This is a genomic window from Sinorhizobium alkalisoli (assembly GCF_008932245.1).
Taxonomy (GTDB): domain Bacteria; phylum Pseudomonadota; class Alphaproteobacteria; order Rhizobiales; family Rhizobiaceae; genus Sinorhizobium; species Sinorhizobium alkalisoli.
Map to the genome: position 1 here is coordinate 717,273 of NZ_CP034909.1, position 11,810 is coordinate 729,082.

General features: G+C 63.2%; 9 protein-coding genes. 4 read left to right on the top strand and 5 right to left on the bottom strand.

Annotation, left to right across the window (positions count from 1 at the left end; genetic code table 11):
- Positions 1 to 76: 76 nt before the first annotated feature.
- Both EKH55_RS03460 and EKH55_RS03465 read left to right on the top strand, forming a co-directional pair.
- Positions 77 to 2,866: a DUF2339 domain-containing protein gene (locus EKH55_RS03460; RefSeq protein WP_151610983.1), complete on the top strand. Its 2,790-nt coding sequence runs from the start codon at positions 77 to 79 to the stop codon at positions 2,864 to 2,866.
- The gene (locus EKH55_RS03465) at positions 2,863 to 3,519 is read left to right on the top strand and encodes an HD domain-containing protein (RefSeq protein WP_069460557.1); all 657 of its coding nucleotides are present in this window, start codon (positions 2,863 to 2,865) and stop codon (positions 3,517 to 3,519) included. The genes EKH55_RS03460 and EKH55_RS03465 overlap by 4 nt, the downstream gene beginning before the upstream one ends.
- Positions 3,520 to 3,572: 53 nt before the next feature.
- Here EKH55_RS03465 and rbsK read toward each other — a convergent pair whose 3' ends face one another.
- The 5 genes from rbsK to EKH55_RS03490 all read right to left on the bottom strand — a co-directional run bounded on the left by rbsK (position 3,573) and on the right by EKH55_RS03490 (position 9,317).
- On the bottom strand, positions 3,573 to 4,514 hold the full coding sequence (rbsK, locus tag EKH55_RS03470; RefSeq protein WP_069460558.1) for a ribokinase: 942 nt from the start codon (positions 4,512 to 4,514) through the stop codon (positions 3,573 to 3,575).
- A 49-nt stretch (positions 4,515 to 4,563) separates the two neighbouring features.
- Positions 4,564 to 5,562, bottom strand: a complete 999-nt coding sequence (locus EKH55_RS03475; RefSeq protein WP_069460559.1) for a LacI family DNA-binding transcriptional regulator — start codon at positions 5,560 to 5,562, stop codon at positions 4,564 to 4,566.
- Between the two features lie 18 nt (positions 5,563 to 5,580).
- The gene (locus EKH55_RS03480; RefSeq protein ID WP_069460560.1) at positions 5,581 to 6,492 is read right to left on the bottom strand and encodes a carbohydrate ABC transporter permease; all 912 of its coding nucleotides are present in this window, start codon (positions 6,490 to 6,492) and stop codon (positions 5,581 to 5,583) included.
- Positions 6,492 to 7,610 carry a carbohydrate ABC transporter permease gene (locus tag EKH55_RS03485; RefSeq protein ID WP_151610984.1) on the bottom strand — a complete coding sequence of 373 codons (1,119 nt, stop codon included), beginning with the start codon at positions 7,608 to 7,610 and terminating at the stop codon, positions 6,492 to 6,494. Before EKH55_RS03485 ends, EKH55_RS03480 begins: the two co-directional genes overlap by 1 nt.
- 66 nt (positions 7,611 to 7,676) lie before the next feature.
- Entirely contained in the window at positions 7,677 to 9,317 is a 1,641-nt protein-coding gene (locus EKH55_RS03490) for an extracellular solute-binding protein (protein ID WP_069460840.1), read from the bottom strand.
- 322 nt (positions 9,318 to 9,639) lie between these two features.
- Between EKH55_RS03490 and EKH55_RS03495 the strand changes: the two genes are divergently transcribed.
- The gene (locus EKH55_RS03495) at positions 9,640 to 10,716 is read left to right on the top strand and encodes an ABC transporter ATP-binding protein (protein WP_151610985.1); all 1,077 of its coding nucleotides are present in this window, start codon (positions 9,640 to 9,642) and stop codon (positions 10,714 to 10,716) included.
- Between the two features lie 123 nt (positions 10,717 to 10,839).
- Positions 10,840 to 11,691, top strand: coding sequence for an MOSC domain-containing protein (locus tag EKH55_RS03500; RefSeq protein WP_151610986.1), 852 nt, complete (start codon positions 10,840 to 10,842; stop codon positions 11,689 to 11,691).
- Positions 11,692 to 11,810 lie beyond the last annotated feature (119 nt).

An 11,810-nucleotide genomic window follows, 5' to 3' on the forward strand; every position in this document is an offset into this window, starting at 1 on the left:
CAATCTATGCTCCGCCTATGGCATTCCACGCCAAGCTGTGCGAATCCTTCGCAAGCTCTTGTGGTGTCGGTGATCCATGCTCGAACTCATTGCCATTGTTGCCTTTATTCTGGCGCTTGCCGCCTTCCTCGGTGGCCGTGGTGCCGCGAAGCGATTCGATGCGGAAATCACGGACCTGAAGGCGGAGATTGCCCGACTCGCGAAACGGCAGGCGACGGATCTGCCGTCCGAGGCAGAAAGGCCATTGGAGGCTGCGGATGAGACCGAACCGGAGGAAGCGCCCCCCGCCGGACCGTGGTCGCAGGCGCGAGAGGGGGCGCGAATCTTCAGCGACGCCGCGGCTGACGAAGGGAGCCTGGGCAGCCCCACCAGCGATCCGGCTGCCGCTGCGGCTGCGCCGATTGCAGCAGCGCCGGTCGAGAGCCTCGAAAGCCGGATCGGCGGGCGGTGGCCGGTCTGGGTCGGCGGTCTCGCACTGGCGCTGGGCGGTTACTTCCTCGTGCAATATTCTATCGAAGCGGGACTGTTGAGCCCGGCCGTCCGCCTGACGCTTTCCGCCGCCTTCGGTCTCCTTCTTGGCTTCGCGGGCGAGGTTATTCGGCGCCAAGCGGTGCCGGCGATCGCCGATCGCTTCCGCAACGCCATGATCCCCGGCGTGCTGACGGCTGCCGGTGCTGTGACGCTGTTCGGCGTCGTCTATGCGGCTCATGGCATCTACGCATATATCGGCACGGCCACGGCCTTCCTGCTGCTGGCGCTGATTTCGCTCGCCACGGTGGGCCTGTCGCTGCTGCATGGACAGGCACTTGCCGGGCTTGGGCTGCTCGCATCGCTGCTCACGCCCCTGTTCGTCTCGAGCGGCGAGCCGCGGCCCTGGGTTCTGTTCGGTTTCCTCTCGACCGCCTGGCTCGCGACGTTTCTCGCCTCGCGCCTCAAGCAATGGACGGTCGTACCGACGCTCGCCAATGCGGGCCTTGGCCTCTGGGGGCTTGCCTATGTCACGCTCGAAGCGCCCTTCGAGGCTCCGCCGGTCGCTTTCGCCCTTCTGGTGATGATCGCTGGCATCGGGCTCGTCTGGCCCGGCAATCTGCCGCGCGAGCCTTTCGATACGGCGGACGCAGTCACGGGCCCTTGGGAGCGGCTGTTTGCACCGCCAAAGGCGGCCATCACTGTCTCCGCAGCGATCGCCGCCGCAGTCCTGGCGCTCCTGTTCATCAGCCCGGCGCTCGAGGCCCTGCGTATCCCGGTTGCCGAATTCGTGATCGTGACGGCGGCTCTTGCCGCGGTGGGCGCCTTGCGGGCGACGGCGGTTTACGCGGCGTTGCTTGCCGCCTTCGCAGCGATCGCCGGCACCTGGAGCCTGACCGCGTTCAGCGGCGTGCTCGCCTATTTCGATCCGTTGGCACCCTCACCGGAGATCGTCATCCCGAGCCGCGTTGCGATGCTGACGGCGATGACCCTGGCAGCTTTGTTCCCGTTGCTTGCGGCCGCGGTTCTAGCCGGGAGGCTCCGGGTGGAGCGGCATTTCGCCATTCTTTGGGCCTGCCTTGCCGCAGGCGTGCCGAATGCCCTTGTCGGCATGTCCTTTCTGATGACGGGCACATTCGCCTTCGACTTGCCGCATGGGCTTGCCGCTTTCGCCGGGGGCCTGTTTCTCCTGGCGCTCGCCGAATGGCTTTATCGGCGCGGTACGGAACCGGGCGAAGGCATCGATGCCGATGCCGCGCTCCTGGTCCTCGGATCCTTCGGCCTGTTCGTCATCGATCTCCATGCCTGGACGGACGGTCTCGTCACGACGCTTGCCATTGCGCTTCTCGGGGCGGGATACAGCTTCGCGACCCGGTTTCGCAACCGGCCGATCCTGCCCTGGGTAACCGCGGCTTCAGCCGTGGTCGTGCTCGGGCGCATTGCCTGGGAGCCGACGATCGTCGGCCCGGGCAGCCTCGGCACCACACCCGTCTTCAACGCGCTTCTGCCGGGCTACGGCATCCCGGCGCTGCTGCTTGTCGCCTGCGCCTATTTCCTGCGGAACGCGCGAGACAGGCGCGTGGTGAACCTCCTGCAGGCACTCGCGTGCCTCTTCGCGCTCCTGACGGTTGCGATCCTTGTGCGCCATGCGATGAATGGCGGCGTGCTCGACAGTTCCGTTCCGACGCTCGGCGAGCAATCGATCTATACGCTGCTCGCCATCGGCGCCTCCGGCATCCTGATGACTCTCGACGGCAGGTCGCCGAGCCCGGTCTTCCGCTACGGCAGCATGGCCCTTGGAACTCTATCGATGCTGTCGGTCCTCGCCGCGCACCTCGTCGGACTGAACCCCTTTTTCAGCGGCGAGCTGCTAGGGTCCCTTCCCTTCTTCGATCTCTTGTTTATCGGTTATCTGCTGCCGGCATTCGGCTATGCCTTGCTTGCCTGGTACGCTCGCGGCAGGCGCCCCTTGCCCTATGTGATGGCGCTCGCCGGCAGCGGCGCCGTCCTTGCCTTCGCGTGGGCGAGCCTGAGCGTGCGCCGCTTCTGGCAGGGCCAGAGTGTTGCCGACTGGAAGGGCTTCCTTCCGGGTGAAACCTATACCTATTCGGTCGTCTGGCTGGCGCTCGGGGTTTTCCTGCTCATGGCCGGCTCGCGCTTCAACGCGAAAAGCATCCGTGTCGCCTCGGCCGTGCTCGTCTTCATAGCGGTTCTGAAGGTCTTCCTGATCGACATGTCGAACCTCGAGGGCTTCCTCAGGGCGCTCTCCTTCATCGGTCTTGGCGGCGTGCTGATCGGCATCGGGCTCTTCTATCAGCGGATCCTATCGAGCCGCGGCCTCGATGTTGCATCCGGGGCTGCGGCGAGCACGGCCGGCGAGGGGGCGCACCGCGCATGAGCCGTCCTGCCACGCTTGCTGCCGCCTTTTCGCCATTTGAAGAGCTTGCGGATGAGCTCCTGCCGCATGCCTTTTCCGGTGATGATGGCTCGCACGATGCCGCACATCTCATCCGGGTCTGGAGGAACGCCGTGCGCATCCGCGCGGAGGAGGGCGGCAAGGCGCGCCAACTCGCAGCCGCGGTGCTGCTGCATGATTGCGTGGCCGTCGAGAAGAATTCGCCGCAGCGTGCCGAGGCCTCGCGGCTTGCCGCAGAAAAGGCATGGCAGGTCCTCGACGGGCTCGGCTGGCGTACGGCGGAAATCTCGCCCGTCGCCCACGCAATTTTGACGCACAGCTTTTCCGCCAACATTCCGCCGGAAACGCTCGAGGCGAAGATCCTCCAGGACGCCGACCGGCTCGACGCCATCGGCATGATCGGCGCCGCCCGCTGCTTCTACATCGCCGGGCGCATGGGCAGCGGTCTTTACGATCCGCTCGATCCGCTCGCCGAGGACCGGCCGCTCGACGACAAGGCCTTCGCCATCGATCACTTCGAAACGAAGCTGTTTCGCCTCGCTGACGGCTTCCAGACGGCCGCCGGCCGGCGCCTGGCGCGGGAGCGCCAGCAGCGGCTGCGCGGCGTGCTCGCCATGGTGCTCGACGAAATTTAGCGCGGCATGAGGAATAGTGTGCGCGGGTTTCCGCCCGCATGCGCGCTAACTTCTTAGAATCGCGTGCGGCTGGAATTCAGAAGCTCGTCGATTTCGGCGCGCAAGGGCATGGCGGGAGCCGTTCCGGAGCGGGTCACTGCAATCGCAGCCGTGGCGCAGCCAAATCGAACCGCCTCGACTGGAGTGTTCCCTTCCGACAGCGACGCGGCGAAGCCTCCGAGAAAAGCATCGCCGGCGCCGGTGGTATCGACGACCTTGCCAGCTGAAAAGGCCGGAACCAGGACGCTCTGTTGGGTGCTGTGGTAGAGTGCGCCGCGGGGGCCGAGCGTGATAATGGCGCAGCCCGCTCCTTTGCGGAGCAGAAGCTCGGCCGCAGCGCGTGCCTGTTCGTCGGTCTCGACGGCATGGCCGACGAGATGGGCGACCTCCACCTCGTTGGGCACGACATAGTCGCACAATGTGTAGATCTCGTCCGGAATGGTTTGGGCGGGCGCCGGGTTGAAGACCGTCGTCACGCCGGCGCGCTTCGCAATGGAGAGTGCGTGGACCGCCGCCTCCAGCGGCTGTTCCAGTTGGGTCATGAATATGGCGGCGTTTTCGATCTCCGCCCTGTTGGCGTCCACGTCCTCGACGCCGATCAGTCCGGCCGCGCCTGGAGCGACGATGATCGCATTGTCGCCATTGTCCTCGTTGACGAAGATGAATGCGGCACCGGTCGAGACGCCTTCCATCTTCATCACATTGGCTTTGACGCCGGCCGCGGCATAGGCCGAAAGCGCCATGTCGCCGAAGGGGTCGTTGCCGATACGGGAAATGAAAGTCACCTTGCCGCCGGCCTTGGCCGCGGCAATCGCCTGGTTTGACCCCTTGCCGCCCGGGCCGAGCTTGAAATCCGAACCGAGCAGCGTCTCAGCGATATGGGGCATCCGCTTGGCGGTATAGGCAGTATCGGCGGCGAAGATCCCGAGAATGACAATTCCGCTGCGTCCGCTCATTTGTTTCTCCCCGTTGGCGGCCGGTCACCGGCCGTGTTCCTATCCGGTTTCAATCGCATCGCGGCGCCGTGGAGCCACGCGCGATCAGTGAACCGTCGATCATCTCGTCCTTGGCGGTGAAAGATCCGCCGAAAAGAAGCGCCACGGCGCGCATTGCCAGCTTTTCCACCGGCTGACACACCGTGGTCAGCCGGGGAACGACGAGTTTGGCGAGCGAAATATCGTCGAAGCCGGCAATCGACAGCTCGCGCGGAACATCGATCTTCAGGTCGCTTGCCGCTCGCAACGCACCGATTGCCTGTTGATCGCTCGCCGCGGCAATGGCCGTCGGACGCTTGTCGGGCGCCAGGGACAGGACTTCGCGGGCGATCATCTCGCCGGATTCGTAGTCGAATTTCCCCGGGTAGATCGTCAGATCGACTGCCTCGCCGGTTTCGCCGAGACGGCGGAGCCGATCGACGAAGCCTTGCTGTCTCAGCCGCCCGACCTCCGTATCGGGCGGCCCAGCAATATAGGCGATCCGGCGATGCCCGAGCCCGTAAAGGTGATCCGCCATCAAGGACGCCGCCTGGGCGTGGTTGGTCGACACCAAGGGGAAGTCGGCGAAACGCCGGTCCAGCGAGATGATCGGGATCGGCAGGTCCCCGGGCAGATGCGGGCCTTGGCTGGAAGCAGCCACGATGATGCCGCACACGGAACGATCCAGAAATGCCGATATGTGGTGGCGTTCGGCCTCGGGGTCGTTGTGCGAACTCGCCAGCATGACCGTATGCTTGCGCTGCATGGCGGCGCTTTCGATGCTCGCGGCCATCTGCGCGAAAAATGGATTGGTGATATCCGGAACGATCAGGCCGATCACATCGGTCTTGCTGGTGCGCAGCGCCCTCGCGGTGACGTTCGGTCGGTAGCCGAGTGCCGCGATCGCATCGGTCACCTTCTCGCGCAGGGCAGGCTTTACCGCCGCTTCCCCGGCGAGCACGCGGGAGACGGTCCCGACCGAGACGCCCGCCTGCTCGGCGACATCCTTGACTGTGGGCATTCTGCGCATGTTCGATACCCGCCGGATCTACTTCACCGCTCCGGCGGTCATGCCTGCAATGATATGTTTCTCGAGCAGGACGCCCACGAAGACCAGTGGAAGGATTCCGGCGGTCGAAAGTGCAGCCATGGACCACCAGTTGATGCCCTGGCTGCCGGTCTGGCTGGCGATCATCACCGGCAGGGTGTTCGTGTTGGTCGAGGTCAGCAGCGCCGCGAAGAAATATTCGTTCCAGCACAGGATCAGCGAGAGGATGAAGGCGGCCACCATGCCTGGAAGGACGAGAGGCACGATGATCCGCAGGAAGGCTCCCCATATGGAAAGACCATCGACGAGCGCCGCCTCCTCGAGCTCCACCGGCACGGTCGCGAACTGGTCGCGCATGATCCAGATCACGATCGGCAGGACCATGAGTGTATAGACCGCGATCATGCCGACATATGTGTCCAGCAGAGCAAGCTCCTTGTAGAGGACCAGAAACGGCAGCGCCAGCACCACGGGCGGCATGATGAGCTGGGAAAGGAAGAAGAACGAGATGTCGGAATTGCGCATATATCCGAACTTGTAGGAAAAGCGACTGAGGCCGTAGGCGGCGAGCGAACCCAGGACGACCGCCAGGCCCGAGGCGGTGATCGACATGATCATGCTGTTCCACAGCCGGCGCATGAATTCCTCGCGTACGGTCGACACATTGACGATCGTGTCGGGCGACAGCCCGAGCGAACGCCAGCCGAGCCAACTGGGCGTGAAATCGAACCATGGGACCAGATTGCCCTTCATCACATCCGCAGCCGTCTTGAAGGAGGTTGAGACCGTCCAGAAGAGCGGGAACATGCAAATCACGGCCCAGGCCGCGAGCAGCCCGTAGACGACGAAGCGCATCGCCCACCAGCGAAGGCGCTGGCCGCGGGCATATTTGTCGAAGTCGATCGAAACCATCACAGCCTTCCCGTCAATTGCCGAACGATCCGGTCCGATAACTTCAAGAGCATGGTCATGCCGAATACGATGATCACCAGGTACACGATCGCGAGCAGCGTGCCGTATCCGACGTTCGAACGGTCGCGGTATTCGCGATAGATGAAGCTTGTAACCGAGTCGGTCGCGCCACCGGGGCCGCCCGCGGTGACCGTTATGATGATGTCGGCGAGCTTCAGCTTGAAGATGATGCGGATCATGACGGCCGTCACCGAGACCGGCAGCATCAGCGGGAAGATGACCTTCCAGAAGCGCTGCCAGCGGGTGGCGCCGTCGACCTCTGCCGCCTCCAGAACCTCCCGGGGCAGGGCCTGAAGGCCGGCGAGGAGCATGATCATCATGAATGGAATGAAGGTCCAGGCGTCCATGATCATGATGGAAAGCCTGGCGGTCAGCGGGTCGCCGAAGAAGGAGGGGTTCTCCCAGCCAAGCCAGCGGGCAAGCCTCGCGATCGGGCCGAAGCGGATTTCCAGCATCGATTTGCCGACCATCCAACTGACCGCGACGGGCGAAAGCATCAGCGGCACGAGGAATGTGACGCGCCAGAACTTTCGCGCGGCAATGTTTTGGCTCAGGAGCAATGCGAGCCCGAAGGCGATTGCGTATTCGACCGCGATCGCCAGGCAGTAGAGCACCATGTTGAGCAGAGCATTGGCGTAGAAGGGATCGCTGAGCATGCGGCGCAGATTGTCGAGCCCGTTGAATTGCCGCCCGGTCAGCGATGCCAGGTTCCAGTCGGAAAAGCCGACCCAGAGCGCGAACAACAGCGGGAAGACGACCATCGAGACGACGAAGAGTGCGGCCGGCAGGACGAACAGCGCTTTCTTCCCGGCCTCGCCATAAAGGACGACGCGCGTCACGCACAGGACGATCGCCCAGAGAATATAGGCATAGAGAACCGGGCGCCAGTTCTCGAAGCCAAAGGCGATCCATCCCGATTCGTGGGCCGCTTGCAGCGCAAAGGACGTGGCAAGCCAGATGGCGCTCAGCCAAAGCGCCGCGCGGCCCCAGAAGTGGCGGCCTGGAGAAATGGAATCGGCTTCGACTGTGTGCAGCAAATCGCGATCGAGCGTCGTCATGTTATCCCTCGGACAGAATTGCCACCGGCGGAGGCGGATTTCCGCTCCGCCGGTGGCGCTGTTCCATTAAAGTCCAAGGCTCGCCCGATAGAGCTTCAACTGGCTCTCGCGGCCGATCTGGTCGGTGATCTTTTCCCAGGCGGCGGCAATCGCGTCCGCGGTCTCCTGGGCCGACTTGTATTGTCCGGCAAAGCCCTTTGCCAGCTCGTCTTCCGCGACGGAGTAGTATTGAAAGATGCCGGGGATGCGGGGCTCGATGGCGGCATTGGTGTGGTTGTAGCTGTCGGCATTCGATCCGAGGTAGTCCTCGATATAGGCACGATCATAGCCGGCTGCCTGCCACTCGTCATAGTTGAAGTGGGACTGCCGATAGGGCTGGAAGCCGGACGGATAGGCCGATGTCCACAGCGAAAGATCCTTGCCGCCCAAATGTGCGGCTGCCGACCACGCGGCCTTGCGCTTCTTCTCGTCACCGGACACCCGCTTGGTGACGTAAATCCCCCAGCCGAGATAGGCCATGTTCGGCGCTTCGTTGTAGGTCTCTTCCCACTGGCCGCTCTTGCGGTTGTACACGCGGTTGGAACCGCGATTGATGCCGAAGCCGACGACATCGCCGACGACCGAGGTGTCGGAAGTGCGAGCGCTCGAGCCCACGTCGCCCCACCACATCAGCATGGAGCCGGTGCCTGCGAGGAACTGAGAGAATGCCGTCGTACCGGGGTCCGCATTGATTTGGTCGGACGGATAGGCATTGGCGGCGATCAGGTCCATCACATCCTGGATCGCCTGGACCCAGGCCGGGTTGTTGACGAGCGGCTTCATGGTGTCTGGGTCGAACAGCCAGGCGGGATCGCCGGGATACTTGGCATAGGCGGTCGCGCGGTTCTCAAGGAAGTAGAAGCCGAAGCCGCCCCAGCCCTTCAGCGGATCGAGATAGCCGTAGGCCGCCAGACCCGTCAGGGGATCCGACTTGCCGATGAGAGCCTTGGAGACTTCATTGACCTCCTGCCAGGTCTTCGGCGGTTCGGCGCGGCCGCTGATCGAGCCTTCGCCGAAATAGTCCTTCCTGTAGGAAAAGGTATGGCAGTCGCCATCGATCGTTACGCGGTAGGTCTTGCCGTCCCAGGTTCCGACCGGTGGCTTCAGGTAACCCACGAGGTCGTCCGCGTCGATCTGCGCTGCGACCCAATCGGGCATTTCGTCCAGGAGCCCGCGGCCCGCTGTATCGCCTTCGAAGGGGGCGCCCATCTCGATGATGTCGAAATCGACGGTGCCGGTCGCGATCGATTGCTGCAGGCGTGCGTTATAGTCGGCCTGGGCCAGGTCGATCCAGTTGATCTTGGCACCCGTATAGGCCTCCCACGGCTTCAGGAAGCCGCGGAAAAGGAAGTTATGAAGGTTCTGGTTGTTGAGGCCCATGAAGGTGAGTTCGACCCCTGCGAACTCACCCTCCGCCACGTTGGCCTTGGTCGGGGCGAGGCAGAGCTCGCCGACCTTCTGCCAATCGGCATCCGTCGGAGCGCCCTTGCCGACGCCCGGAATTTTCAGGATCTGCGCCCGCAGGTCGTCCTCGGCCGAGGCCCTCGTGGGAATGCCGCCCAGGACGCCTGTGAGCCCGACCAACGCCGCAGCGCTTGCGGTGCCCCGCAGGACGTCGCGGCGGTTCGCCTGGCGACGCATCAACGCTTCGTAGATTTCGACTTTCATAAGAGGCTCCTCCACCCTTATCTCGTTGCCGCCCGGCGCGACCTTTGTCAGGCTGGCCATTAGCGCTCGCCACGGGCGGAACTATTTGGTAAGCAAGAAATGAAACGTTTCATATCTTGATTGAAACCGCTCCTCTCGGTCTCGGTGGTGAGGATCAGGCGGCGAAGAGAAAATGTCAACAAGGCAATGAAACGTTTCACGGAGGAGGCTGCAGGGGTCTTCCGAGAAGGGCGCTGGCTTGTTTTGCCCGCTCCGGCGACGTGGAGATTCATGCAGGGAGCGGCCGTGGCTACGCCTGGCCATGAGAGCGAGTGGGAGCGAGATGGCTGGAGTCAAGATTTCCAGGGTGCTGAAGGCTTACGGTACCCTGAACGTGCTTCACGGCGTGGACATCGATATCGCCGATGGGGAGTTCGTCGTGCTGGTCGGGCCTTCCGGCTGCGGCAAGTCGACCCTCCTGCGGATGGTCGCTGGGCTTGAAAGCATCACGAGCGGGACCATTGCGATCGGCGACAAGGTCGTCAACAATCTGCCGCCCAAGGATCGCGATATCGCCATGGTCTTCCAGAGCTATGCTCTCTATCCGCATAAGACCGTCGCGGAGAACATGGTATTCGCTTTGCGGCTGCAGAAGCGGCCAGCCGATGTCATCAAGGAGCGCCTGCGGGCCGCAGCGGAGACATTGGACCTCGTTCCCTACCTCGACCGGTATCCGCGCCAACTGTCCGGCGGCCAGCGCCAGCGCGTGGCCATGGGGCGGGCGATCGTGCGCGACCCGCAGGTGTTCCTGTTCGATGAGCCGTTGTCGAACCTGGACGCGAAGCTACGCGTACAGATGCGCAAGGAAATCAAGGAACTACACCAGCGACTGAAGACGACAACCATTTACGTGACCCATGACCAGGTCGAGGCGATGACCATGGCCGACAAGATCGTGGTCATGCAAAGCGGCAAGGTCGAACAGATCGGCACGCCGCTCGAGCTTTACGACAGTCCGGACAACACCTTCGTGGCGACTTTCATCGGTTCGCCTGCCATGAACCTCCTGAAGGGAGCATACGCGGCGGCTGGCAACCTTTTTGTGACCGAGGCCGGTGACCGGATCCCGCTCGGCTTCAAGCCGGAGGCGACGGATGGGCAGACCGTCCTACTCGGGGTTCGACCGGAGCACTTGGCGCTTGCCGATAATGGCCTTCAGACGACCGTGAACGTAACCGAGCCAACGGGATCTGAGACGATGGTGTTTCTGCGCTACGGCAATGGCGAGATCGTCGCGCTCTTCTCCGATCGTTATGATTTCAAGCCGGGGCAGCAGATCGCCGTCGCCGCCGGCGCAGGAAAACTGCATGTCTTCGATGCGATGTCCGGAAAGAGCTTGCGGCCGAATGCGGCGGTCTGACGCTGGTCGGGCACCACCGGCGGCTCGGAGACCACCGAAGCTCAGCTCTTTCAACGGGTTGCGGCGCCTCCATGAATCGGATTAGGAAAAAATTGATTCTGTTTCTGAACCTGGAAGTGCGCGATGAAAGTGACCGGCCTCAACATTCACCCGTTGAAAAGCGGGCGCGCCATTCCGCAAACCTCGGTGACGGTCAAACTCGACGGCCTCGTGGGCGACCGGCGTTTCATGCTGGTCGAGCCCGGCGGCCGCTTCATCACCCAGCGCGAATTGCAGGCGCTGGCGCAGGTGGAAGCGGTGCCGGTCGACCGCGGCGTGCATCTGAAGATGAACGGCAGCGCACTGTCCGCCCGCTTCGATCCGGACCGGCGACTTGCAGTCCGCGTCTGGTCGAGCGACGTGAATGCCGCGCTGGCTGACGAGGCAGCCAATGAAGCGCTCTCCGGATGGTTCGGACGGTCCCTCAAGTTCGTCCATATGGACGAAGAAGCTGAGCGCTTCGTCGGCGCCGAATGGGCGGGATCGGCGGTGCCGGTCGGGTTTGCCGACGGCTTTCCCATCCTGATCACGACGACCGGTTCGCTTGCCGACCTCAATCGCACCCTCGTCGAAAAAGGGCAGGAGCCGGTCGGCATGGAGCGCTTCCGTACCAACATCCTGATCGACTGTGACGAGCCCTGGGCGGAGGATCTTTGGGAGAGCCTGGAGATCGGCGGCATCGTAGTCGATCTCGTCAAGCCCTGTTCGCGTTGCATCATGACCACGCAGGATCAGACGACCGGGGAGCGCATCGGCGGCAATCCGATCCAGGGCCTTTCGGAAAAACGCATGTCCGCCGATCGCCGCGTTCCCGGCGTCCTCTTCGGCTGGAATGCCGTACCGCGCGGCGAAGGGACGGTAAACCTCGGCGATGTGGCGACCGTCGGACGCTATCGGAAGGAGCGTTGGCCGATGAAGTTGCGCGACAGCGCCTGAAATGCGGATTGGCACGGCTGCGGGAACGTCATCAATTCCTGTGATCCAATCGTCAATTTAATTGGTTTTGCGCAATTAAAGCGTGCTCATAGGATGGCCCCTCAATAGATCGGAGCCTC